Genomic DNA, 24,204 nt, shown 5'->3' on the forward strand with positions numbered 1-24,204 from the left:
GCAAAAGCTGGTGCGGCGATCGATGCCAACGACACTGATGCGGCCAATGCGAGTTTAAGTGCGAATTTCATTTTTATGCTCCCGTGATATCATGGGGAGATTAGAGGCTGGCGGGCCAAAGGCTACAAAAGTTTATCCGCGAGACGCAACTGACTTCGACCGGCGTCGCCACTTGGCGCTTATCCGCCAGCGCCAGAACCAAGCAGAAACAACATAACCGATGACAGCCGCCGCGATGGAGATGATCGCAAGCCCTGCAATCCCTTGCACCAACGCCAAAGGCGCTTCGTTCCAGACATAATCACCCCACGCGGAAAGCGGCGCCGATGTCTCGATAAGTTCATAAAAGCGGCCTGAGCCATTGTTCAACCGCAGCACCGATTCACCGACATAAACCGACCCAAGCAAAATGAATGGCGTTGTGGCAGGCATACTCAGGAACGTCATCGCCGCACCGATGGGGATATTTGCCCGAAATGGCAGCGCAAGCAGCGCAACACCAGCAATCTGGACACCCGGTATCAAAAGGAAAATCCCAACCAACAGGCCAAGAGCTACGCCCCGCGGAACGGAGCGGCGTGTAAAGCGCCAGAGAGCTGGATGAAACACGCGCTGCGCAAACGGCCGCAGAAAGCGGCTCCGTTCAAAGCTGTCGCGCGTGGGTGCTTGCCTGTGCAACCAGGTATTAAACTTACTCATCCACGATCGCGCATAATGCGTCCCTGCTCACGCTTCCAATCCCGCTCTTTCTCGGTAGCACGCTTATCGGGCGCCTTTTTACCCTTTGCCAAAGCCAATTCCACTTTCGCCCTGCCGCGTCCATTGAAATAAATCGACAGAGGCACAAGCGTCATGCCCTGCCGCATCACCGCGCCATGCAGCTTGTTTATTTCGCGCTCGTTCAACAGCAACTTTCTGGGCCGCTTTGGTTCGTGGTTAAACCGGTTCCCGTGGCTGAATTCGGGGATATTTGCGTTAATCAACCAAATCTGATCATCGCGAACTTCGGCATAGCTTTCGGCGATGGACCCTTCACCAAAGCGCAAAGATTTCACTTCGGTTCCGGTCAGGACAATCCCGGCCTCATATTTGTCATCGATATGAAAATCATAACGGGCGCGTCGGTTTTCCGCGACCGTTTTGACTTTGTTGAATGCTTCAGGTTTTGGACGCGTCATTAAATAAGCCCTGCATTCTCCAAGGCGGCATCAACCTGACGACGGCTCGCTTCGCTTGGCGGGGTCATTGGCAAGCGCAACTCGGTTGGAAAACCGTCGATGACGCGCGACAACGCATATTTAATTGGGCCCGGCGATGCATCAGAAAACAAGGCTAAATGAAGGGGATACAGCTTATCATTCAGTTCACGTGCCAAGTTGTAATCACCCGATGCACATGCTGCCTGAAATTCTGCGCATAATTTCGGCGCAACATTTGCTGTAACCGAAATGCACCCGCGCCCGCCTGCGGCATTGAACGCAAGCGACTGTTCGTCGACGCCCGAAAGTAAGCAGAAATCAGGTCCGCAGGCCAACCGATGGTCCGTTACGCGTGGCATATCACCGCTTGCATCCTTGATACCGATCACCGTCGGCAACTGCGCAAGGCGTGCAACGGTTTCCGGCTTGATGTCGGTCACGGTGCGCGCAGGCACATTGTACAGCACGATAGGCAGGTCGTTCTTCTTGGTCATCGCCTCGAAGTGCGCGTAAATGCCCTCTTGGTTCGGGCGGTTATAGTAAGGGGCGACAACCAGCCCGGCAGCAGCGCCACTTTTCTTTGAAAAGTTAAGATGGAGAATTGCGTTGTTGGTGTCATTCGACCCACATCCTGCAATCACGGGCACGCGCCCGGCGGCTTGCTCTATACACACTTCGATCACGCGATGATGCTCTGCGTTCGACAGCGTTGACGCTTCACCGGTCGTTCCGGCGGGCACCAGCGCGCTTGATCCTTGGTCGATTTGCCAATCGATCAAGGCGCGAAAATGCTTTTCGCTAAACGCTCCGTCGCAAAAAGGAGTCACTAGAGCCGGTATCGATCCCGAAAACATAGCATAACACTTTCAATCTGGGCCATATAGGTCGCTAAGGGCTATATAGTCGTTCGTTCAGCACCTGATAAGGATGGGGCACATAATATGTCCAGCATGGTAAAGCATCTCATTTCGGCATCTATGCTGATAATTCCGTTTTCGACCGCTGTGGCGGCCCAACAAAGTGATGGCATAACTTGGCAGCGCGGTACGGGAGGCTCCCCTGCTGCTGCGCCCACTGCGCAAATGCCTCAGGTCCCGGCGGTGCAATATGACCCAAGCGAGGGCCAAGTCCCTGCCGCATTGCAGCGTTGGAAAATGCTCAGCGCGTCCGCCAATTTCAGCTTTGGTGAATATGCGTCATTTTTGATGCGCTATCCCGATTGGCCAAATAGCGATGAGATGCGCAAGAACGCAGAACAGGCGATCAATCCTTTGTCATCGTCTCCCAGTCAGGTTGTGGCGTTTTTTGACCGCTTACCCCCCCTCACCAACGCGGGGCGCGCAAGGTTCGCAATTGCACTCGACGCGTCGGGCGACAAATCGCGCGCGGAAGCACAAGCGCGCGCGGCATGGCGCGGCGGTGCCCTTAACGATGACGACGAAGCGCGCATGTTCCGCATCGCCGGCAAGTATTTTACGTCCGCTGACCATGACGCCCGCGTTGACCGCTTATTATGGTCGGGCTCAACCCGTGGCGCAGAACGCTGGATAGCCTACACATCCCCGCAACGTCGCCCCGCCTTTGTTGCCGCGCTTGCCACGCGCCTAAAAGCCCCTGATGCCGATCAAAAGGTTCAGGACGCTGGATCACTCGCCAACAGTGAAGCGAGCCTAATCGCCGCCAGAGCAGACTCCATGCGGTCCTCGGGTAACAGCATCGGTGCGCGCGAATTGCTGGCGAACCGCGCCAATCTTGCTGCGCAGGCACCTGTTCTGAAGGACTGGTATCAATTGCTGCTAACGCATGCGCAGGCAGCCGCGAATGACGGCCAATATGATATCGCGTACCGCATAGCGTCACGCGTTGACGACGCAACGCCGCGTGGACTTGTCATGGTCGATCAAGATATCGCCACACGTGATCGCTATACCAGCCTGACATGGCTTGCTGGCATGACGGCGATGGAAAGGCTTGGCCGCCCTGGTGATGCCGTTGCTATGTTCGAACGTTATGCGTCCGCTGCAAAATCGGCGCAAACCCGATCAAAAGGGTTGCACTTTGCTGGCAAAGCCGCGGCAAAGGCCGGAGACCAAGCGTCAGCGACACGCTATCATGAACAAGCCGCCGCTTATTATGAGAGCTTTTTTGGCCAGTTGTCGCTTGAACAGTTGCGGCGTCCCATGCCCCCAGTGCCGCGCATCACCCCCGCCGCACCCGTTTTGGCAGAAGGCGATGTACCGGCAGTCTATTTGGCCGCAGCCCTCGCCTCCAAATATGGAAGTTGGAAGGACCAAAGCAATTTCTTCAGGGCCATTGCGCGGAACGCCAAGGATCCGGATGATTTTGCCACGGCCATTGGCCTTTCCCAAAAATTGGGCCGTCCTGATCTTGCGGTAATGGCGGGTCGCAGCGCCCGATCGGCAGGCATTTCTGAGCTTTTGGGAAACAGCTATCCAACGGTCAATATTCCCGCCGCGCATCACCAGACATGGACGCTTGCCCATGCGATCATGCGGCAGGAAAGCCAGTTTGACCGGGCGGCGGAAAGCCACGCAGGTGCACGCGGCCTGATGCAGCTCATGCCAGGCACCGCGCGCGAGACGTCAGGCAAAATCGCGATGGCATATCGCCCCGAAGCGTTGACCGTAGATACAGATTACAACATCGCCCTTGGCGCGACATATATCGAACGCATGCTGAATTATTTCAACGGAAGCTACCCCCTCGCAATTGCCGCGTACAATGGCGGCCCCGGCAATGTGAACAAATGGCTGAAGGCTTATGGTGACCCGCGTACGGGCAGCATCGGCATGATGGAATGGATCGAAAAAATCCCGCTGAGCGAGACCCGCGATTATGTTTACCGCGTGCTGGAAAATGCGGTGATGTACGATCATCTCCACCCCGAACGCGCGCGCGTGCGGTCGGCAACGCCGCTCAGCACATATCTGGGCAAATCAAGCCCGGGGTGACATAGAGGCGCTATGGAGCGCACGAACCCCATTACCCCTGTCGGATTCGCGGCCTTGCGCGCGCGGTATGAACAATTGTTCGCGGTCGAACGGCCAGCGGTTGTTGAAATCGTCCACTGGGCGGCGGGCAATGGCGACCGAAGCGAGAATGGCGACTATATTTACGGTCGGCAGAAGCTGCGCGCAATCGACCGTGAACTCGGCCAGCTTTCCAAGAAAATGAAAGTTGCAAAGGTCCTAGACCCGTCCAAGCAGGAAGACCGAGACCGCGTATTTTTCGGCGCGACGGTTACGTTGGCTGATATCGACGACGCGGAACGAATCATTACGTTGGTCGGCGATGACGAAGCCAATGCAAGCCATGGCCGCATTGGATGGAACGCGCCGCTGGCCCGCGCCCTGCGCGGTGCGCGTGTGGGCGATGTCAAAACGGTAACGTTGCCAACCGGGCCCAAAGAGTGGGAAGTCGTCGGGATCGCCTATCCAATAGGGGAATAGCCGAATGTCTTTTCGGCCAGCGCGGCAATGTCTGGTTTGGTATCAGGGAAATTCTGCGGAACGCTTGCCTCCAGCGACTCCACAACATGCGTTAATGCAGCTATCCGTGCCGCTTTCTGGTTATTGCCATCGATAACGGTCCACGGGGCCCAGTGCGTGTGGGTGCGCTTAAACATGTCCGCCAGCGCATCCATATAATCCGCGCGCCGTTCGCGATTTCGAAAGTCCTCTGCGGTCACTTTCCAGCGCTTGGCGGGGTCCTTGAGCCGCTCCATCAACACCTTATCCTGTGTTTCCTGTGTGACGTGGAAGAACAGCTTAATGATTTTCGTGCCGATTTCGCACTGTCGCGACTCAAACTCATTAATCTCGTCATATCCACGTCGCCATTCTGCTTCGCTGCAGAATTTTTCGACGCGTTCGACCAGCACACGGCCATAATGGCTTCGGTCCCAGATGCTGATTTCCCGGCTGCCGGGCAGCTTACTCCAAAAGCGCCAGAGGAAATGCTTGTCCTTTTCCTCTGCAGTGGGCGCTGAAACGGGATAGACATGATAATAACGCGGATCGAGCGTCGCCGTCATGCGCTTGATCGCGCCGCCCTTGCCAGCCGCGTCCCACCCTTCAATCACGATCAACGTGCGCGCATTGTGCAATATGTGCAGCGACTGCAGCCGCGAAAGACGGTCCTGCAGCGCTTTCAGGTCTTTGTCGTACGTCCCGCCGTATTTTTTACCGGACTCATAGTTTGATAGATCAATCGCCATCTAACGATTGCAGCACCTATTCGACCGTTAGACAAGACAAAGCAAAACGCTGTCCCCAAAAGGGACAGCGCAATTGCGTCGGCCTATGCTTTACGATTGCGCTTTGGGCGGCTGTTCCACAACGCGAATGTTCAGCTCGCGCAGCTGCTTATGCTCGGCAGGTGACGGTGCGCCCATCAGCAGATCTTCCGCGCGCTGGTTCATCGGGAACAAGGTGATTTCACGCAAGTTCTGAACGCCGCACAGCAACATGACCATCCGGTCGACGCCAGCTGCCATACCGCCATGTGGTGGGGCACCATATTGGAATGCCCGGTACATGCCGCCAAAACGATCCTCAACATCAGCCTGCGTCAAGCCAGTCAGTTCAAACGCCTTCACCATCAGATCGGGATGCTGGTTCCGGATGGAGCCAGAGGCGAGCTCATAACCGTTACAGACCATATCATATTGATAGGCTTTGATGGTGAGCGGATCCTGCGTCTGAAGCGCTTCGAGGCCACCTTGTGGCATCGAAAACGGGTTGTGGGCAAAATCGACCTTCTTGTCTTCCTCGCTCCATTCGTAAAACGGGAAGTCGATGATCCAGCAAAAGCGAAATGCGTCTTTTTCAATGAGATCAAGCTGCTCACCCGTGCGCGTGCGCGCGGCACCCGCCAGCTTGGCGGCTTGTTCTTCCTTGCCCGCAGCAAAGAAGCAACCATCGTCGGGGCCAAGGCCAATGGCGTCGTACAGCGCCTGCATACCTTCGTCGCCGTGGTTTTTGGCAATGGGGCCACCAAATTCGCCAGCCTTGCGGGTGACGTAGCCCAAGCCAGCATGGCCTTCGCTGCGCGCCCATTCATTCATATCGTCAAAGAACTTGCGGCTCTTTTCCGCTGTCTTTGGCGCAGGGATAGCGCGGACAACGCCGCCGCCTTCGACGATGCGTTCAAACAGGCCGAAGCCCGATTTGGTGAAATGGCTGGTCACGTCATGAATGATCAGCGGGTTGCGCAAATCGGGCTTGTCCGTGCCGTAATCCAGCATCGCTTTTGCATGGGGAATACGCGGGAATTGGCCAGCTGGCGTGACGGTTTTGCCATCAGCAAATTTTTCAAAGACACCAGCCATTACTGGCTCCATCGTGTCCCAGACCTCTTCCTGCGTGACGAAGCTCATTTCCAGATCGAGCTGATAAAATTCGCCCGGCAAACGGTCAGCACGCGGGTCTTCATCACGGAAGCATGGTGCGATTTGGAAATAGCGGTCAAAGCCAGCGACCATCAGCAACTGCTTATACTGCTGCGGCGCCTGTGGCAGCGCGAAGAATTTGCCGGGGTGAATGCGGCTTGGCACGAGGAAATCGCGCGCGCCTTCCGGGCTGGATGCCGTCAGGATGGGCGTTGAATATTCGGTAAAGCCGATATCTTCCATACGGCGGCGCGTTTCGCGAATGATCTGCGTACGCTTGACGATATTGGCGTGCAGCGTTTCGCGACGCAAATCGAGGAACCGGTATTTCAGGCGGGTTTCTTCTGGATATTCTTGCTCACCGGCAACGGGCAAAGGCAGTTCTTCAGACTTGCTGAGCACAACGACATTACGCGCGAAGACTTCGATCTGACCCGTGGGCAGGTTTGCGTTCACGGTGGCGGCACTGCGCGCCTTTACGTCGCCATCGATGGTGACAACGCTTTCAAGGCGCAATGCTTCGAGGATTGGCAAAGCGGGGCTGTCGCTATCGGCGACAATCTGCGTCATGCCGTAATGATCGCGCAAATCGACGAACAAAACGCCGCCATGGTCGCGCTTACGATGGACCCAGCCAGATAGGCGTACGGTTTCCCCCACGTGGGAATCGCGAAGTTCGGCGCATTTGTGCGTGCGATAAGCGTGCATTGTTCACTCAATTCAAAAAATCTGTGGAAAGGCCGCCTAACAACCGTGCAGGGGCACTTTGTCAAGTCGGGAATGGGTGCTACGGCGATGCGCAATGCAGATTCATCCACTCATCTCCGATAGCAAACGTCTCGCCGAATTGTGCGCACGCCTTGCAAAATCCCCATTTGTTGCGGTTGATACCGAATTTATGCGGGAAAACACCTATTATCCGGATCTGTGCCTTGTGCAGCTGGCGGACACGCATGAGGCGGCGGCGATTGACCCAAAGGCCGAGGGGCTGGACCTCACGCCAATGCTCGACCTGCTCTGCGCGAATGACGACGTTCTCAAAGTCTTTCATGCCGGTGGGCAGGACATTGAAATATTCTTCAACCTGACGGGCAAAACGCCCTACCCGATGTTTGACACCCAAATTGCGGCCATGGCGCTCGGTCAGGGTGAACAAATCGGCTATTCGAATCTGGTCGATCTGTGGATGGGCATTCAACTCGACAAGGGCGCGCGATTTACAGATTGGTCGCGCCGTCCGCTGGACAAGCGGCAAATCGATTATGCGATTGCCGATGTAACGCATTTATCAGCGATATTTCCGATGATGCTGGAAAAGCTGAAGGTCACGGGCCGTGGTGCTTGGCTGAATGACGAAATGGAGCGCATTTCAGACGCGGCCAACTATCGCAATGACCCGGAAAATGCCTGGTCCCGGATAAAGGTGCAATCGCGTAAGCCGGAGGTTTTGGGCCGACTGCAGGCCATGGCCGCATGGCGCGAAAAGGAAGCGCAGCGTAAGAATATCCCGCGCGGGCGCATCATGAAAGACGAAACGCTTGCCGATATTGCCGCGCATCCGCCCAAGACGCAGGCTGATTTGCCCAAGGTGCGCGGACTATCCCCTGCTTGGCGCGACAATGACATTGGCGCGCGGTTGATCGCGGTTATCGAAGCAAGCCAGCCCATGGCACGCGACGACATGCCCGACCGCGGCAGATCGTCGCCCGGCGGTGGTAAAGACGGATCACTTGTCGCGGACCTGTTGAAGCTGTTGCTCAAAATCCGTTCGCGCGAAATCAATGTCGCGCCGCGCCTCATCGTACGGACCGAAGAACTGGAACGGTTGGCTGCGGGTGAGCGCGATGACCTAGAAGTCCTGACGGGATGGCGGTTTGAACAGTTCGGCCGCGATGCGCTTGATCTGGTCGAAGGCAGGCTGGCGTTCGCAGTGGTGAACGGGAAACTGAAAATGACCCACACCCAAGAAGAAGAGATGGTCCGCTAATCGGACAATATACAACGCCTTCGGTTGGAATTAGCTTTCGAGAACCTTCTTTACCAAGCTGAGATTGACCGGGGCATTTTCCGCCAGCGCCAGCGCATTTGCTGACCGTGCAAATTTTTCGATTGCACCATAACTCCGCTCAATTCGGCGCTTTACGTAGCTTAAAGCATCAATGCTGATTGCAGCCCCGCGATCAGCGAGCTGTTTTTGAATCAATTGTTCAATCATTTCATCGTCGGGCGGCCCAATGTCGAGCAGCAATGCAGAGCCCAGACGCGATTGCAGGTCGGGCAATGTGATGTTCCACTCCGCCGGCTGCCAACGCGAGATAAGCAACAATGGGACGCCGCTTTCCTGCGACCGGTTCCATGCGTTAAACAAGGTTTCCGCCGGACTTGCCTCCGCGTCATCAATGACCGTGCCGTTTTGCCCCGAAAAATAGCGCGCCATGAGGGATTTCCCCGAGCGTGCGGGACCAGTCAAAATCGCACAGCGTTTGGCCCATCCAGATGCGCTCGAAAGCCCGGCAAAAGCGGTCGCATTGGATTGCGTAATGATCAGGCTGGACGATGCGCCGCTGCGCAGTTCGTCCAATGGCAAAGCAATTTGGCGCATAATGTCAGATGCTGGTGCTCATGGCCGTGGTGACGGCGGTGTTGGCGCACCAGAATTGCGCGCAGGTTCTGCTTCTTGCAACACCGATCTTACCACATCATCCAAAGACTGGCGCGCAGGCTCTGCCCCATCGACAACCGACAGGTCTTCCACTTCGCCTTCCAATTCCTCTTCCTCGACCACTTCGGGTTCAAGGACGAGCGAGGCATCTGCCCGCAATCGGCCAGAGGCGAGCGCGGACTGGAACAGTTGGTCCATCTTAATGACCGCCTGATCCATCATGCTCGGAATGCCAGCGCTGTTGGCAACACGCAGGGTGAACGACCCAAGATATTTGTTATCCGGCCCATAACGCGCAGAAAATCGTCCAATAATCGGGCCACCGGGCCATTGCCGTTCGATGCGTGCTATCGGGATGATCACGTCAGCCGCACCAAATTGGTCGAGGATTGTGCGCCACCAAATGCGGCTGCGACGGTCTTTCTGACCCGCGTTCAGCAGCAGTGATTCGCCGCCTGCCCCGCTTGGACGCACATAATCTATCGTGCTGTCAGCGGTGCGATATTTGGCCCAGCTGCGCTGCCATGATGTGCGCTGTTCAAATACCGTCGGCGCACCTGCCGAATAGGTAACAGGTAACAATAATAACGGCGCAGAACGACGCGCCACACCGCTGACGCCCAGCAATTGGCCGGCGCGGGCGCGGTCAAACAATACGCCAAGCTTGGCCACATAACGGCGTGGGCCAATCTGTTCCTGCTCAACCACGATTGCGGCGACGATGCCGTCCAACGTCGAATCGGATAGGCCAGCGCCAACCGTTCCATGGGTTTTGCGCCACAATGCCGACCAGGCAATCCGCTGCGCCTGTTCCCAACCCTTTTGCCGGGCTTCAAACGCATTATTGCCGACGACATTCACGGAGACGCCGGTAACTTCAAAATCACCAGCACTTGCGATTGGCGCAATGCCGCGCTTTGGCCCTTCGATTTGCGCGGCAACGATTCCGCCACCGATCAGCGCCAAAGGCAAGCCAATCGCTGCAATCTGAAACCATTTTCCGCGAGAATTTGTCATTAACGCACCTTTAGGCGACATAGACGTGGAATTCCAACCCTGTTCTCGCTAACGGCGACAAATGGACGCAAAAGAACAGAAGCCCGAATCTTACACCTATGCCAAGGCCGGTGTTTCCATTGAAACCGGTAACGCGCTCGTGCGCGCGATTGCGCCGCTGGCGAAATCGACCCGACGCGCTGGCGCAGATGCCGATCTTGGTGGATTTGGCGGGTTTTTCGACCTCAAGGCCGCTGGCTTTAATGACCCACTTCTGGTCGCCGCAAATGATGGCGTCGGAACGAAGCTGAAACTGGCCATCGAATCCGGTCGCCATGAAGGCGTCGGTATTGACCTTGTCGCGATGTGCGTAAATGACTTGATCGTACAAGGCGCAGAGCCGCTTTTCTTCCTTGATTATTATGCCACCGGCAAACTCGACAACGCGGTGGCCACATCTGTTGTCGCCAGCATTGCCGAAGGCTGCAAACAAGCCGGCTGCGCGCTGATTGGCGGCGAGACCGCGGAAATGCCGGGCATGTATTCCGAAGGCGACTATGACCTTGCCGGTTTCTGCGTTGGCGCGGTGGAACGCGACCAGGTGCTGACGGCAGATAAGGTCGCGGCGGGCGACGTCATTTTGGGCCTTGCATCATCCGGCGTGCATTCCAACGGTTTCTCGCTGGTTCGGCGGCTTGCCGCAGACAAGGGCTGGAAACTCGACCGTCCGGCCATTTTCGACCAGAATGTCATTCTGATCGACGCACTCATGGCGCCGACCCGCATCTACGTAAAATCGCTGCTGCCGATGGTCCGCACCGGCAAAATCCACGCGATGGCGCATATTACGGGCGGTGGCTTGCTTGAGAATATCCCGCGTATCCTGCCGGACGGTTTGCACGCACATGTCGATGCAGACGCATGGCAACAACCGCGCTTGATGGCATTCTTGCAAGCCCAAGGTCATATAGAGCCCGAGGAAATGGCCCGCACATTCAACTGCGGCATCGGCATGGCGGTGGTTGTCGCTGAAACCGAAGTCGCGGGCGTAACCGCTGCACTTGAGGCCGCAGGAGAGACCGTGTTCCGCATTGGACATATTGCAGCGGGTGAAAAAGGCTGCACGGTTGCCGGCAGCATCGAAACCTGGAGCGCCAAAGCCGATTGGACTGCGACGCATCATGGCTAAGGCGCGTGTTGCGGTCCTTATTTCCGGCGGCGGCACCAATATGGCGGCGTTGTTATATGCCGCAAAACGCCCCGACAGCCCATATGAAGTTGTTCTGGTCGCCAGCAACAATCCCGACGCCGAAGGGTTGAAGCTTGCACAAGCCGAAGGTGTCGCCACGTTTGCACAATCGCACGTTGGTCTTAAGCGGGCCGACCATGACGACATAATGCATAATCACATTACCAAAGCGGGGGCGGCTTATGTCGCGCTTGCGGGATATATGCGGATATTGAGCGGAAACTTCGTCGAAAAATGGGACGGCCGGATGCTAAATATCCACCCATCCCTATTGCCCAAATATACCGGGCTACACACCCACCAGCGCGCGATTGACGCAGGCGACAGTATCGCTGGTTGCAGCGTCCACCTTGTCACTGCCGACCTTGATGAAGGCCCCCTTCTTGGCCAGATGGAAGTCGCCGTTTTGCCTAATGACACCGCCGATTCATTGGCGGAGCGCGTCAAGATAGCCGAGCATCAATTATATCCGCGGACGCTGGCCGACTATGTTTCGCGGGCAACAAGCCCCGATTATCTGACATCAAAAGTACGCGAAATCGCGCTGGCCCAGCCGGAAGCCGATGAAGTGGTGTCGCATGGAATGCCATGCTTTGGCATCGTCGGCGGCAAGAAATTCGCATATGTTTCCATCGACCATCATGGCGACGGAAAAATCGCGCTTTTGGTCAAAATTAGCGGCGTCGAAGAACAGGCGATGCTGATCGATAGCGACGCCGAGCGTTACTATCGCCCCGCTTATTTCGGCGATGGCTGGGTAGGCATACGGCTCGACCTGGGCGATACCGATTGGGACCATATCGGCGAATGGATCGCCAAAAGCTGGCGCGCAGTTGCGCCAAAAAAGCTTACGAAATTTCTGGATATACTCGGCTCGGCCTAATCGGTTGCAGGGTCCATAGGCTTTTTCGAACCGCCAAGTTAGGAACATTGACACCAAGCACGAGCTTCGCGCTTGGTGTCAGATAATCTTAGATCGATCGGGTTTAGCCGACGATTTCTTCTGGCTTGAAGAAGTAAGCGATTTCAATCGCTGCGTTTTCGTCGCTGTCTGAACCGTGGACGCTGTTCGCTTCGATGCTTTCGGCCAGTTCCTTGCGGATCGTGCCGGGTTCAGCATTGGCAGGGTTTGTCGCGCCCATGATGTCGCGGTTACGCTGCATGGCGTTTTCGCCTTCAAGAACCTGAACGACGACGGGGCCGCTGATCATGAAGTCGACGAGTTCGCCAAAGAAAGGGCGTTCTTTGTGGACGGCGTAGAAGCCTTCGGCCTGTTCGCGGGTCATGTGGATACGCTTTGAAGCAACGACGCGCAGGCCAGCTTCTTCAAGCATCTTGGTGACTGCGCCAGTCAGGTTGCGACGCGTAGCGTCAGGCTTAATGATCGAAAAAGTGCGGGTAACCGACATGAAAAGCTCCATATTTGTAGGGGGAATTTGGCGCGCATCTAACGTCGCTGCACGTTGAGTGCAAGCTTTATGGGCCTTGGACCCATTTGCCGCCGTCCTGTTTCCAATAGCGGCGCTCTACCCCATCACCCAATGTGCGCCATGCGGATCGCGCATTGTCGGTCTGTTCCGGCGGGAAAAGATAGAAGGCCCGATCAAAATCCTCGGTCACCGCTCGCCAATTTCCGTCAGCGAGTGCAACAAACCGGGCGCCATTTGGTGCATCCGTATCTTGCGACAACAATATCGGTTGAAGTGCATCATCGCCCTCCCCCGATTTTGCATGCGCTAAAAAGCTGTCCGCCCTTGCGGTCCACAACGCTGCAGAGATCGCATCCAGTTGGCCCGCATCATCACTGATAATCAGCAACCGCCCTTTATTGTCCAAGATTCGTTGGGCAATGGCAGGCAGAACTTTTTCAGCAGGATCGCGTGTGAGTTGATAAAAATCGACCTGCATGTCGCGGCAACATCAACCTTCGAAATTATCCGCGACAAACCGGTCAAGCAAACGCACGCCAAAGCCCGTTGCGCCCTTATCCCACACGGGCCCAGCTTTATCGGCCCATACGGTCCCGGCGATGTCCAAATGCGCCCATTTCACGCCGTCCTTGATGAAACGACCCAAGAATTGTGCGGCAGTGATGGAACCAGCGCCCTTGCCGCCGATATTCTTCATGTCGGCAATCGGGCTGTCGATCATTTTGTCATAAGCCTTCGAAAGCGGGAAACGCCACAGCGGGTCGCCAGAGGCTTTGCCAGCAGCGGTCAGCTTATCGGCGAGTTCATCGCTGTTTGAGAACAGGCCAGCATATTCACTGCCCAGCGATACGATAATCGCGCCGGTCAATGTTGCGAGATCGACAATATATTCGGGGTTATAATTTTCCTGAACCCAATGGAGCGCATCACACAGCACCAGACGCCCTTCTGCGTCGGTATTCAGCACCTCAATGGTTTGGCCCGACATTGATGTCACAATGTCGCCGGGGCGTTGTGCGTTGCCGTCAGGCATGTTCTCGACAAGGCCACAAACACCGACAACATACGCCTTTGCCTTACGTCCAGCGAGCGCCTTCATCGCGCCTGCGACGGCGCCTGCGCCGCCCATATCCCACTTCATATCTTCCATGCCCGCGGCTGGCTTGATGGAAATGCCGCCGGTATCAAAGGTTACGCCCTTACCGACCAAAGCAACGGGACGTTCTTGCGAACCGCCGGTACCGTCCCACTTCATCACCAGCAAACGGGCCGGACGACGCGAGCCTTGTGCGACGCCAAGCAACGCGCCCATTCCGAGCGCAGCCATATCCTTGTCATCAAGCACGCTGATTTCGACGCCAAGCTCCGCAAGATGCTTGCAACGTTCAACAAAGCTTTCAGGGTAAATGATATTGGCAGGTTCGGTGACCAATTCCTTGGTCAACGCAACGCCTTCAGCGATTGCATTATAGCTCGGCCACAGGGTGCTTGCGTCTGCAGGCGCGCTTGCGACCGTCAATGTTTCCACCGTCGGCTTTGACGTCTCCGCCAATTTGGTGCGGTATTTGTCCATGCGCCAGTTACGCAATGTTGCACCATAAGCCGTTTCTGCGGCCGCTTTCGCGCTCAGGTTCGCGCCATGAATGGCAATATGTTTGGCCCCAGATGTCTGAACCTTGGCAACAATTTCGCCGCCCGCCTTTTGATAATCGCCGGCTTCACCGTCCGCGACACCAACCAAGATGATCCGAACAAGCTTCCCGCCCTCTTCGTTGATGAGCAGGAAACTTTGCCCTGCCGCACCTTCGAAACGCGCCAATTTTGCGGTCGCGCGCACGATGTCGCTATTTTCCAAAGGAAATTTGAAGTCGGCGAAGGTAGTTTTTGTTACGATGAACGCGAGGACGTCAGCATCTTGGGGGCGTGCATCGGTAAAATTGATCTTCATGGAAACGGTATGCCTTTTTGCGGATAACGGGTTTACATGTCTATAGGCCTAATTCACCCTTGGATTAAAGCAAAAGATAGGGGATAAATTCCCACGGTTAAGCGCAAATACAGCGTTAAATGGGATGATGGGTGGACCCAATGCGATAGCGGCGATAAAGGACTGCACGGTTTTTATGAACATCCCCGCCACCCACACCTTTTTAACCCGCCTTTTGCTTGTTCCGATTTTTATCGGTTGTGGGTCTGTGCCGTCTGTCGCATTTGCCCAAACGGGGCCCTCAGCGGCAGCCGCACAAAAGGCCAGCGACCAAATCGATTTCGCTGCTGCTGTTGTTGAATACGACTCCAACACTGAAACCGTCACCGCAAAAGGCAATGTGATTGTCAGTCGCGATGGATATACATTGCGGGCAGACAATATCATCTGGGACCGCAAAAGCGGGCGTGTTTTCGCTGAAGGCGCCATACGCGCGATAGGCCCAGAGGGCGACGTTGCATATGGTGACAAGATTGAACTCACCGACGCACTAAAAGACGGCGTCATCGACAATCTGCTTGTCGTTTTGGCGGACGAAAGCCGGCTAGCCGCAAAACGCGGCGCACGGAAAGATGGCATTTATACGCTTGATTATGCGGCATATACAGCGTGCAAAGTAATTGACGCTGACGGCTGTCCTAAAAAACCGAGCTGGGAAGTCAAAGCGGTTAAGGTCGTCTATGATCCCAGCAAAAAACGCGTCGTTTATAAAGGTGCACGGATTGAACTGTTTGGCCTGCCGGTCATTCCGCTGCCATTTCTGTCGCACCCGGTAGATGCCAAAGCTGGCAGCGGCTTTCTTGTACCCAGCATCGGCTTTTCGCGGAATAACGGCGCTGAGCTTGAGCAATCCTATTATTGGCGAATATCCGAAAATCGGGATGCGACTGCAGCGATAACCGCTTTTACCGGCGCAGCACCCTTGGGCAGACTAAATTTCCGGACACTCGAAAAAAATGGCGCTATCGAACTGAGCGCATACGGAACCTATAGTAATCGTATCAATACAAGCGGCACTTCGACACCTGTTGGCGCAGATGTTTTCCGTGGCTATCTCGAAGGCGCAGGCAAGTTCCAGCTCGACCCCAATTGGTCTATTTCGGCATCCGGCCGTTATGCGTCGGACCGCACGTTTTTGCGGCGTTATGACATCAGCCGGGATGACAGGCTCCGCTCTACCTTTGCTGCCGAACGAATTGGTGACAACAGCTACTTCTCGCTCGCAGGCTGGGCAGTCCAGACCCTGCGCGTCAGCGATCGCCAAGGTCTAACGCCAATCGCGCTGCCCGAAATTGATTACCGCCTGCGCATGGATGCCCCCATTGTCGGCGGCACAATCCAGCTTCAAGCCAACAGCCTGGCGATCAGCCGGACCGAGGGCCAAGACACGCAGCGCGCATTTTCGTCCGCCAAATGGGACCTGCGCAAAATAACCGGGCTTGGGCAGGAACTAACGCTCACTGCGCTCGCGCGCGGGGATGTGTACCATAGCGACGAAAATGCCAGCACGCTGACCGCGATATACCGCGGAGATTCGGGGTGGCAGCACCGCGCCATTTTCGCCACTGCCGCGGATATTAAATGGCCTTTTGTCGGTGAAGCCTTTGGCGGCACGCAGATTCTTACGCCCCGCGTCCAAATGGTCGCAGCGCCATCGATTTCCAATTTGAACATTCCAAATGAAGATTCGCGCGCCGTCGATTTGGAAGACAGCAACCTGTTCACGCTGAACCGATTCCCCGGCTACGACCGTTTTGAAGACAACCTTCGCATTACATACGGTTTAGACTGGGCATTACGCAAATCAGACTTTACCGCTAACATCAACCTGGGTCAAAGTTACCGCCTATCCAATCGAGAGTCGATTTTCCCTGATGGAACGGGTCTATCTGACAAAGCATCGGATATTGTCGGCAGGTCAGAATTTCGTTTCAAAGACTTGGTCAAGCTCACACACCGCTTCCGCCTCGACAAAGACAATTTGGCGATACGCCGTAATGAAGTTGACGCCACGGTCGGTTCACGCGGTACATATGTTCAGGCGGGCTATCTAAAGCTCAATCGCAATATTGGCCCCACCCTCGAAGACCTCACTGACCGTGAAGAAATTCGCTTGGCGGGGCGCGTGCGTGTTGCACGTTTTTGGTCGGTATTTGGCTCTACCATCGTCGATTTGACCGACACTGCGGAGGATCCGACAAGCATTTCCGATGGCTTTGATCCTATCCGGCACCGGCTTGGCGTTGCCTATGATGATGACTGCTTGTCGTTAAGTCTGACGTGGCGACGCGACTATCAGCCTGTCGGAGATTCGCAGCGTGGAAACAGCTTTCTGTTCCGTCTGGCATTTCGCAATCTCGGTGTGTAAAGCATCCGTAATAAATTCGCGGAGAAGGATGATACCGCTCATCTGCTGTTCAGCAGTGTCTGGTTACCGTTCCCCTCGAACTGTCTGTGTACTGGATGTAAATCAATGAAGTTATTCAAGCGCCTGTCCCTCGTCGCTATGCTCGTTTCCGCAACGGCGCTGACACCGCTGATCGCACAAACTATCGGTGACGATCCTGTGCCAGAAGCCAAATTGGCCATTCCAGATGGACAGCAACTATTTGGCAAAAACGACCCGAATGTACGACGTGCAACGGCTCAGGTGAATGGCGAGATTATTACAGGCACGGACATTGACCACCGCCTCGCGCTGATCGTTGCTGCCAACGAAAATAAGCTGCCCCCTGAAGAATTGGCGCGTTTCCGTGCACAGGTTTTGACAAACCTGATTGATGAAACGCTTCAAATTCAAGAAGCCGCAGCCAATGAGATTGAAGTCACCGACGCTGAAGTGAATCAGTATTTCGATCGCGTGGCGCAGCAGAATTTCAATCGGCCTGCGAATGAAGTTGAAAAATATCTGATCTCTATCGGCTCATCCGTCGCGACGTTGAAGCGCCAGATTAAAGGCGAGCTTTCCTGGAGCAGGCTGTTGTCGCGCAACGTGCGTCCTTCGGCTAATGTCAGCGACGATGAAGTGAATGCCATTATCGAGCGTATCAAGGCAACCAAGGGAACTACGGAATATCGTTTGGGTGAGATTTACTTGTCAGCAACGCCGGAAACGATGTCAGCGGTCACCGAGAACGCAAAGAAAATCATCGACCAGCTTCGGCAGGGCGGTAACTTTGTTGCATATGCGCGGCAGTTTTCGGAAGCCTCAACCGCGTCAGTCGGCGGTGACCTTGGCTGGCTAGGATTGGCGCAGCTGCCCCAGTCGCTCGCCAACGCTGCAGCAAATATGAACGCAAACGAGGTGCAGGCCGTTACCTCACCCGGCGGCATTTCGATTTTGCTTTTGATCGACAAGCGTCAGGTCGCAACGTCCGATCCACGCGATTCCGTGCTCAGTTTAAAACAGATCGCGATTACGTTTCCAAAAGGCACGCCGGAAGCTCAAGTTGCCCCGCTGGTAAAGCAATTTAGCGAAGAAACGCAGCAAATCACAGGTTGTGGCGCCGCCGACGAAATGGCGCGCAAACTGGGCGCCGATGTGGTCAACCGCGACGGTATTAAAATCCGCGAACTTCCCGCACCGCTGCAGCAGGTCATGTTGGATTTGCAGATTGGGCAGTCGACACCGCCTTATGGTTCCTTACAAGACGGCGTTCGCGTCTTCGTCTTGTGCGGTCGTGATGCCCCGCAGGAAGCTGCATCTGAAAGCTTCGACGAAATCATGTCACGGCTGGAAGAAGAGCGCGTAAACAAGCGCGCCCGGATTTACTTGCGCGATTTGCGCCGCGACGCTGTTATCGAATATAACTGATGTCGGTTGGCCGACTGGAACTGCCACTGGCCGTTTCGGTCGGTGACCCGGCGGGCATAGGGCCGGAGATAATTGGCAAAGCGTGGGAGGCCCGCCACGCCGCCGGCTTGGCGCCTTTCTTTGCAATTGGTGATATCGCCAGCTTCGCGCCGCACTGGAATGGTCCGGTCGTTCGCATAGAAGATCCGGCCGAAACCTTTGCGCATTTTGATACGGCTCTTCCGGTCATCCAAGTGCATAACTGCATTTCGATTATTCCGGGTATTCCGGACCTTGATGGCGCGCATTGCGCATATCAAGCGCTTGAAATGGCGATTGGCTTTGCCCGTGCTGGCAGTGCCGCCGCATTGGTCACAGGCCCTGTATCCAAGGCGCAGTTATACGCGGTAGGCTTCACGCATCCCGGCCAGACCGAGTTCATTGCGGAGCGTTGCGGCGTTTCCAAAAACAATGCCGTGATGATGCTTGCGGGCCCTGACCTGCGCGTTGTCCCGATGACGACGCATATCCCGCTTGCGTCCGTCGCGGAGCAGCTTGACGGTCGGCTTATCCGCCAACGCCTGCGTGCGACAGCCAAGGGCCTGCAGCGTAATTTTGGTATAGCAAATCCACGGCTGGCCGTTGCGGGGTTTAATCCGCATGCTGGCGAAGCGGGCAATATGGGCCGCGAAGAACTGGACATATTTGAACCCGCGATTGAACAGATTCGCGGTGAAGGTTTCGACGTTGTTGGCCCCTTGCCTGCCGACACTATGTTTCATGCCGAAGCACGATCGCATTATGATGCGGCCTTGTGCGCTTATCATGATCAGGCCCTCATTCCTTTGAAAACGCTGTATTTTCATGATGCGGTTAATATCACGCTGGGGCTGCCGGTTGTCCGCACCTCGCCAGACCATGGAACAGCGTTTGGAATCGCCGGCAAGAACATGGCACTTCCGCTTTCGATGATTGCGGCCATTAAGATGGCTGAATCTGCGGCGCTGCATCGCCTTGCTGCGGCCGATCTTGGCGGATGACGGTGTCGCTCCCTCCGCTTAGAGACATCATTGCGCGACATGGTTTGTCCGCAAGCAAGGCGCTTGGCCAAAATTTCCTGTTCGATGAAAAGCTGCTTGATCGCATTGCCGCAATTCCGGGCAGCTTGGCGGGCGAGCATGTATATGAAGTTGGCCCCGGCCCCGGTGGCCTCACCAGAGCGCTCCTGCGTGCAGGCGCACAGGTGCTGGCCGTTGAGCGCGACCACCGTTGTCTTCCTGCCTTAGCCGAGCTGTCAGAGGCATTTCCGGGCCAGCTTCGCGTGATTGAAGGCGATGCGTTAAAAATCGATCCGTTCGCCGAAATTGGTGCACCGTTTCACGTTGTTTCAAACCTGCCTTACAATGTCGGCACGGCGCTTGCGGTGGGCTGGTTGGGCGGTAACGAATGGCCGCCACGTTGGAAAAGCCTGACCTTGATGTTCCAACGTGAAGTGGCAGACCGTATTATCGCAGCGCCGGGCACGGGTGCATTTGGCCGCCTCGCGATATTGGCGCAATGGCGGTCGCATGCGGCAATTGCGATGCCTGTTCATCGTTCCGCATTTACGCCCCCCCCAAAGGTGATGTCGGCGGTGGTGCACATCACGCCCAAGGATGCGCCCGCAGATGTGAAAATGTCTGTGCTCGAAAATCTGACAGGCGCCGCCTTTGGCCAGCGCCGCAAAATGTTACGACAGAGCCTGAAGGGCGTCGCAGGCGCGTTAGAAGCGTTGAGCGCGGCCGGAATAGCCGAAGATCGCCGCCCCGAAACTGTAACTATTTCGGAATGGTGCGCTCTGGCAAAGGAAGTGGGTTAACGCATCTAGCAGGGGTGGCTCTTTGGAATATCCAAGGCTAAGAATGCGACATGCACACGCTATCTGCCAGCGAACGACAGGCGCTTGAAACCATAGAGCAACCACCTATGCTTGCCCAAGTCCAGAAATGGGCCGCGATCAACAGCGGCTCGGGCAATCTTGACGGCCTTGCCACCACTGCGGATTTACTCGCGGACGCATTCTCGACCCTGCCTGGCGAATTAACACTCGTTGAGCCCGAACCTGTGGATCGTGTGCTATACGACGGAACGGTAACCACAGTGGCGCATGGGCGGCATTTGCTGATGACCGTTCGCCCGGAATGTCCGACACAATTGCTGTTTACCGGACATATGGACACCGTGTTTCCGGCAGATCATCATTTTCAGACACTGCGCTGGCTGGACGACGGCACGCTCAATGGACCCGGTGTGGCCGACATGAAGGGCGGCATTGCTGTGATGCTCGCCGCGTTGAAGGCTGCAGAATCGTCCGGAAAGCTTGCGCAAACGGGATATCAGATACTCATCAACAGCGATGAAGAGGTTGGCTCGCCATCATCCGCAAAATTGATCGCACAGCTCGCCCAAAACAAGCTTGCTGCGCTCACTTATGAACCGGCGCTGCCCGACGGTACGCTCGCGGGCGAACGTGGTGGAAGCGGCAATTTTTCCATCATCATTGCGGGCAAATCGGCGCATGCGGGCCGGAACCCCGACGATGGACGCAACGCGCTTTTGGCGGCAGCGGACCTTGCGCTGCAGCTCAAGCGACTTTCGCGCGAAGGCCTTTCGGTGAACCCCGCCAAAATTGACGGCGGCGGTCCCAATAATGTCGTGCCCGATCATGCGATATTGCGCGTAAACTTTCGTCCGCGCACGCCAGAGATTGCGCAGCAGACGGACGTGGACCTGCGCAGGGTTATTGCCGACATAGAACGTGAACATGACGTGCGTGCGCATCTGCACGGCAGTTTCGGCCGCCCGCCAAAGCCCATTGATGACGAGGCAGCGAAGCTGTTTGGCTTGGTCAAGCAATGCGGCGCTGATCTGGGCATAACAGTCGCGTGGCGTTCCAGCGGCGGCGTATGTGATGGAAACAATATCGCCGCCTGCGGTGTGCCCGTTGTCGATACGATGGGCGTGCGCGGGGGCAGCATTCACAGTTCGGATGAATTCCTCATCGTCGAAAGTTTGGTCGAACGCGCACAATTATCGGCGCTGACGATTATGCGCTTATCAGAAAAAGGGACTTTATGACCTTCATCATCCGTCCGGCAGATTTGAACGATCTTCAGCCAATTTATGAAATGGCCAAAAGGACAGGCGGCGGGTTCACCAATCTTCCACCCGACCGGAAGGCTCTGATGCAAAAGCTGGAGCGGTCAGCCGCCGGTTTCGATCGCGTGGGTGAGGAAGTCGCCGACGATCTATATGTCTTCGTTCTGCAAAACACCGCGACAGGCGAAGTGCGCGGCACATGCCAGATCTTTGGCAAAGTTGGCCAAAGATGGCCGTTCTACAGCTATCGCATTGGCGCGTTGACGCAGCATAGCGTTGAACTTGAGCGGACATTTCGTGCGGATATCCTTAACCTGTCAACGGACCTCGAGGGCGCGACCGAAGTTGGCGGATTGTTCCTGCATCCCGGCGAGCGGGCTGGCGGCTTGGGTATGTTGATTGCGCGCAGCCGTTATCTGTTCATTCGCAACCACCGCGCAAGATTTGCCGACCGCACAATCGCAGAATTGCGTGGTGTCATCGACGAAGCTGGCGGATCGCCGTTTTGGGACGGTGTCGCTGGCCGCTTTTTCGGCATGAGCTTTCAAGAGGCGGATGAATTTAACGCAAAATTCGGCAACCAGTTTATCGCTGACCTCATGCCAAAGCACCCTGTCTACATTGCCATGCTTCCCGACAGTGCAAAGACAGTCATCGGCGTACCGCATCCTTCAGGCCGCGCTGCAATGCGTATGCTTGAGAACGAGGGATTTGCTTGGGAAAATTACATCGATATCTTTGACGGCGGCCCGACGATGACCGCGCGCACGGATCAAATTCGTAGCATCCGTGACGCGAAAGACGTCAAAATAACTGCCGTCAGCGATGACGTTGGCGAACATAAATCAGGTGATAAAAAGCTGATAACGCTGGGCCGTCTGCATGCGTTTAAAGCCGCCTATGGCTGGATTGATGATACAGGCGATAATGTCATTATCGACAGCAATTGCGCGCGTGCCTTGGGCATTTCAGCAGGTGATGCTGTAACCTATGTCGAGCGCACTTGATCATGGCTTTGGTCGAAATAAACTTTGATGGAATCATTGGTCCAAGCCATAATTACGCAGGATTGAGCGTTGGCAACCTCGCATCGTCGAACAATGCCGGCGCACCATCTTATCCAAAGGCTGCTGCCCTGCAGGGCATCGAAAAGATGCGCGCGAACCTGCGGCTTGGATTAGCGCAGGGTTTCTTCATGCCGCTTGACCGGCCGAACCAAAATTGGCTTTCCGGACTGTCGACCGACATGCAATCGGCGGAACCCCATATCCGCGCCGCAGCTTTTTCGGCGTCGGCCATGTGGGCCGCCAATGCAGCGACTGTCTCGCCCGCGCCTGATACGGCGGATGGCAAATGTCATCTGTCGGCGGCGAACCTGCTGACGATGGCGCACCGCAGCCATGAATGGACCGGAACGCTTGCGCAGTTAAAACTAGCATTTGCCGATGAAGCACATTTTGCCGTGCACGGACCCGTTCCAGCGCCGTTTGGCGATGAAGGTGCGGCAAACTTCATGCGCCTGTGCCAGACGCATGGGGACGCTGGCATTGAGATATTTGTATATGGTAAAACGGGCGGACCATTCCCTGCTCGTCAGCATATTGAGGCATCGAAAGCCATTGCGCGGGCGCACCGGCTAGACACCAGAAAAACATTGTTCGTTCAACAATCCGAGATAGCGATTGCCGCAGGCGCGTTCCACAATGACGTCGTTGCCGTGGCCAATGAACATGTGCTCTTCACCCATGAGCAGGCGTTCGAACATCCCGAGCAGACCTATGCCGATATCAAGCGGCTCTTGCCCGACGCAGAGATCATCATTGTGCCTGCCGACCGGGTCAGCCTTGCCGATGCTATTCAAAGCTATCTGTTCAATGCGCAGCTGGTGACCCTTCCCGACGGCGGCATGGCGCTCATCCTGCCCAGCGAGGCGCAGGACAATGCGCGCGTTTGGAGCTGGCTGAGCGAGATGGTCGCGGGCAATGGCCCAATTCGCAAGCTCGTCCCAGTCGATGTCCGCCAATCGATGGCCAATGGTGGCGGCCCTGCCTGTTTGCGCCTGCGCGTTGTTGCAGATCCTGCCACAGTCGACCCGCGCTTCATCGCCAATGAGGCTAAGCTCGACCAGATTGCCAGCGTGGTTGCTGCATATTGGCCGGAGTCGATTGTGCCAGACCAATTGGGCGATGCGTCATTAATGGATCAAGTACGCGCGGCGCGCATGGCACTGTTAACCATGTGCGATCTAACCGCGCTCGTATAAGCGTCGGTTTTTCTTACAATCGGCGCGTCCGTTAACCATCGTCACCGCTGCAAATGCTGATTTGGCACGGGCATTGC

At 55.9% G+C, this 24,204-nt stretch carries 22 protein-coding genes; 12 read left to right on the plus strand and 10 right to left on the minus strand.

From position 1 onward, the window contains the following. Positions 1–132: 132 nt before the first annotated feature. Genes GGR91_RS06340 through dapA form a run of 3 tightly spaced genes read right to left on the minus strand, consistent with a single transcriptional unit; the run spans position 133 to position 2,053 of the window. Positions 133–699: a DUF2062 domain-containing protein gene (locus GGR91_RS06340; RefSeq protein WP_183941120.1), complete on the minus strand. Its 567-nt coding sequence runs from the start codon at positions 697–699 to the stop codon at positions 133–135. Then, a complete protein-coding gene (gene smpB / locus GGR91_RS06345; RefSeq protein WP_125230014.1) occupies positions 696–1,178 on the minus strand; it encodes an SsrA-binding protein SmpB in 483 nt (160 codons plus the stop codon). The genes GGR91_RS06340 and smpB overlap by 4 nt, the downstream gene beginning before the upstream one ends. Then, positions 1,178–2,053 (minus strand): 4-hydroxy-tetrahydrodipicolinate synthase, encoded by an 876-nt coding sequence (dapA, locus tag GGR91_RS06350; RefSeq protein ID WP_183941122.1) that lies wholly within the window; start codon positions 2,051–2,053, stop codon positions 1,178–1,180. Before dapA ends, smpB begins: the two co-directional genes overlap by 1 nt. 87 nt (positions 2,054–2,140) lie before the next feature. Here dapA and GGR91_RS06355 point away from each other — a divergent pair, with 87 nt between their 5' ends. Together GGR91_RS06355 and GGR91_RS06360 are read left to right on the plus strand one after the other, a co-directional pair. Next, positions 2,141–4,171: a lytic transglycosylase domain-containing protein gene (locus tag GGR91_RS06355; RefSeq protein WP_183941124.1), complete on the plus strand. Its 2,031-nt coding sequence runs from the start codon at positions 2,141–2,143 to the stop codon at positions 4,169–4,171. A 12-nt stretch (positions 4,172–4,183) separates the two neighbouring features. Further along, positions 4,184–4,669 carry a GreA/GreB family elongation factor gene (locus tag GGR91_RS06360; RefSeq protein ID WP_183941126.1) on the plus strand — a complete coding sequence of 162 codons (486 nt, stop codon included), beginning with the start codon at positions 4,184–4,186 and terminating at the stop codon, positions 4,667–4,669. Here the strand turns inward: GGR91_RS06360 and GGR91_RS06365 are convergent. Both GGR91_RS06365 and aspS read right to left on the minus strand, forming a co-directional pair. Next, the gene (locus GGR91_RS06365; protein WP_183941128.1) at positions 4,651–5,436 is read right to left on the minus strand and encodes a polyphosphate kinase 2 family protein; all 786 of its coding nucleotides are present in this window, start codon (positions 5,434–5,436) and stop codon (positions 4,651–4,653) included. The genes GGR91_RS06360 and GGR91_RS06365 overlap by 19 nt on opposite strands. A 90-nt stretch (positions 5,437–5,526) precedes the next feature. Beyond that, positions 5,527–7,317: an aspartate--tRNA ligase gene (aspS, locus tag GGR91_RS06370; protein WP_183941130.1), complete on the minus strand. Its 1,791-nt coding sequence runs from the start codon at positions 7,315–7,317 to the stop codon at positions 5,527–5,529. 94 nt (positions 7,318–7,411) lie between these two features. Here aspS and rnd point away from each other — a divergent pair, with 94 nt between their 5' ends. Further along, a complete protein-coding gene (gene rnd / locus GGR91_RS06375) occupies positions 7,412–8,596 on the plus strand; it encodes a ribonuclease D (RefSeq protein ID WP_183941132.1) in 1,185 nt (394 codons plus the stop codon). A 30-nt stretch (positions 8,597–8,626) separates the two neighbouring features. Here the strand turns inward: rnd and GGR91_RS06380 are convergent, their stop codons facing one another. Together GGR91_RS06380 and GGR91_RS06385 are read right to left on the minus strand one after the other, a co-directional pair. Then, entirely contained in the window at positions 8,627–9,211 is a 585-nt protein-coding gene (locus GGR91_RS06380) for a P-loop NTPase family protein (RefSeq protein WP_183941134.1), read from the minus strand. 18 nt (positions 9,212–9,229) lie between these two features. Further along, positions 9,230–10,288 carry a heavy-metal-associated domain-containing protein gene (locus GGR91_RS06385; RefSeq protein WP_183941136.1) on the minus strand — a complete coding sequence of 353 codons (1,059 nt, stop codon included), beginning with the start codon at positions 10,286–10,288 and terminating at the stop codon, positions 9,230–9,232. 61 nt (positions 10,289–10,349) lie between these two features. Between GGR91_RS06385 and purM the strand changes: the two genes are divergently transcribed. Together purM and purN are read left to right on the plus strand one after the other, a co-directional pair. After that, positions 10,350–11,456, plus strand: a complete 1,107-nt coding sequence (gene purM, locus GGR91_RS06390; RefSeq protein WP_183941138.1) for a phosphoribosylformylglycinamidine cyclo-ligase — start codon at positions 10,350–10,352, stop codon at positions 11,454–11,456. After that, positions 11,449–12,399 (plus strand): phosphoribosylglycinamide formyltransferase, encoded by a 951-nt coding sequence (gene purN / locus GGR91_RS06395; protein ID WP_183941140.1) that lies wholly within the window; start codon positions 11,449–11,451, stop codon positions 12,397–12,399. The genes purM and purN overlap by 8 nt, the downstream gene beginning before the upstream one ends. A 103-nt stretch (positions 12,400–12,502) precedes the next feature. Here purN and ndk read toward each other — a convergent pair whose 3' ends face one another. From ndk to GGR91_RS06410, 3 genes are all read right to left on the minus strand, one after another. Beyond that, positions 12,503–12,925: a nucleoside-diphosphate kinase gene (gene ndk / locus GGR91_RS06400; RefSeq protein ID WP_183941142.1), complete on the minus strand. Its 423-nt coding sequence runs from the start codon at positions 12,923–12,925 to the stop codon at positions 12,503–12,505. A 67-nt stretch (positions 12,926–12,992) separates the two neighbouring features. Next, a complete protein-coding gene (locus GGR91_RS06405; protein WP_183941144.1) occupies positions 12,993–13,424 on the minus strand; it encodes a DNA polymerase III subunit chi in 432 nt (143 codons plus the stop codon). 12 nt (positions 13,425–13,436) lie between these two features. Then, on the minus strand, positions 13,437–14,894 hold the full coding sequence (locus GGR91_RS06410; RefSeq protein ID WP_183941146.1) for a leucyl aminopeptidase: 1,458 nt from the start codon (positions 14,892–14,894) through the stop codon (positions 13,437–13,439). A gap of 175 nt (positions 14,895–15,069) precedes the next feature. Between GGR91_RS06410 and GGR91_RS06415 the strand changes: the two genes are divergently transcribed. The 7 genes from GGR91_RS06415 (at position 15,070) to GGR91_RS06445 (ending at position 24,127) form a co-directional block, all read left to right on the plus strand. Then, positions 15,070–17,301: an LPS-assembly protein LptD gene (locus GGR91_RS06415; protein WP_183941148.1), complete on the plus strand. Its 2,232-nt coding sequence runs from the start codon at positions 15,070–15,072 to the stop codon at positions 17,299–17,301. A gap of 105 nt (positions 17,302–17,406) precedes the next feature. Further along, the gene (locus GGR91_RS06420) at positions 17,407–18,747 is read left to right on the plus strand and encodes a peptidylprolyl isomerase (protein WP_183941150.1); all 1,341 of its coding nucleotides are present in this window, start codon (positions 17,407–17,409) and stop codon (positions 18,745–18,747) included. After that, positions 18,747–19,766 (plus strand): 4-hydroxythreonine-4-phosphate dehydrogenase PdxA, encoded by a 1,020-nt coding sequence (gene pdxA / locus GGR91_RS06425; RefSeq protein WP_183941153.1) that lies wholly within the window; start codon positions 18,747–18,749, stop codon positions 19,764–19,766. Before GGR91_RS06420 ends, pdxA begins: the two co-directional genes overlap by 1 nt. Continuing rightward, positions 19,763–20,584 carry a 16S rRNA (adenine(1518)-N(6)/adenine(1519)-N(6))-dimethyltransferase RsmA gene (rsmA, locus tag GGR91_RS06430; RefSeq protein WP_183941155.1) on the plus strand — a complete coding sequence of 274 codons (822 nt, stop codon included), beginning with the start codon at positions 19,763–19,765 and terminating at the stop codon, positions 20,582–20,584. The genes pdxA and rsmA overlap by 4 nt, the downstream gene beginning before the upstream one ends. 50 nt (positions 20,585–20,634) lie before the next feature. Next, a complete protein-coding gene (locus tag GGR91_RS06435) occupies positions 20,635–21,843 on the plus strand; it encodes a hydrolase (RefSeq protein WP_183941157.1) in 1,209 nt (402 codons plus the stop codon). Beyond that, complete coding sequence (locus GGR91_RS06440) at positions 21,840–22,871, plus strand: arginine N-succinyltransferase (RefSeq protein WP_183941159.1); 1,032 nt, start codon at positions 21,840–21,842, stop codon at positions 22,869–22,871. Before GGR91_RS06435 ends, GGR91_RS06440 begins: the two co-directional genes overlap by 4 nt. A gap of 2 nt (positions 22,872–22,873) precedes the next feature. Beyond that, positions 22,874–24,127, plus strand: a complete 1,254-nt coding sequence (locus GGR91_RS06445) for an N-succinylarginine dihydrolase (protein ID WP_183941162.1) — start codon at positions 22,874–22,876, stop codon at positions 24,125–24,127. Positions 24,128–24,204: the final 77 nt, after the last annotated feature.

The organism is Sphingorhabdus rigui (assembly GCF_014196595.1).
GTDB classification, from domain to species: domain Bacteria; phylum Pseudomonadota; class Alphaproteobacteria; order Sphingomonadales; family Sphingomonadaceae; genus Sphingorhabdus_B; species Sphingorhabdus_B rigui.